The organism is Acidiphilium sp. JA12-A1 (genome assembly GCF_000724705.2).
Lineage (GTDB): Bacteria > Pseudomonadota > Alphaproteobacteria > Acetobacterales > Acetobacteraceae > Acidiphilium > Acidiphilium multivorum.
This window is the reverse complement of sequence record NZ_JFHO01000272.1, coordinates 1-838: the sequence shown is the minus strand read 5'-3', so window position 1 is coordinate 838 and position 838 is coordinate 1. Positions and strand designations below refer to the sequence as shown.

Genomic DNA, 838 nt, shown 5'->3' with positions numbered 1-838 from the left:
CTCCATTCATGCATCGCAGCGAGAAATTCCTTGCTGTAGGTTTAGCCCGCTCCTTATTGCAAATGTGGTCCCACAAATTCTCAGCGTCGTGCTCAGCACACATGTCCCCCCTAAAGATCCGTGCCGTACTTTCTCCTTTCAATTCCCGGGGTGGCCACAACATGCTCCCTCCTGACGTTACAAAGTAGCTCATCAGATGACCATTTCACGACGCGCGGGGGCTGAAGTCTATTGGGTGGTGTGTTCATCTGACTGTCCTTCGAAGGCCGGAGTGATACCCAGGCTAATGCAAATGTCGTTCGCACATTGAACTAAGAAGTCTTTCGAGAACGGATTGTCTCCTGGTGCTTCACCGTGATCAAACAGGAACGTTGCCTTATAGGCGTTGGGATCAGCGTGCTCAGAATTCACTACTTCTCGTAGGACCGCAGTTACGGCCAAGAGATCGTGCCCATGATGTTTTCTGAGAATGGACCGGGCATTTAGGGAGTGATAGAGTTCATCCCTCGCCGCACGCTTTAGCCATGTCATGGCGGCTGGACTACCAAAACTTCGATAAAGCGGCTTGGCATCGCCATATCCACGTAAACTCGCAAGCTCATCATAGGCAAGGCAGGCACATATGGTCAGCTCGTCTTCAAGAAAGTGATCAATTTCAGAAAAGTCCGGAACTCTTAATTGCACTTTCCTATCAATCTCCGCATGCTCTCCGCCGTAAATGGCGGCGTAGATGTGCCTAAGTCCAACGTAGTGATTATTTTCTTCTCTTAGCCAAATTGAGCCGAACGAGAGAAAATCCTCAGTAAGTGCCAACCGTTTCCGAATAATATGTTTCCAG

The 838-nt window shown here is 49.4% G+C and carries 1 protein-coding gene; it reads right to left on the bottom strand.

Annotation, left to right across the window (positions count from 1 at the left end):
* Positions 1-228 precede the first annotated feature (228 nt).
* On the bottom strand, positions 229-838 hold a 610-nt coding region (locus RT91_RS21870), incomplete at its 5' end, for a hypothetical protein (RefSeq protein ID WP_205409005.1).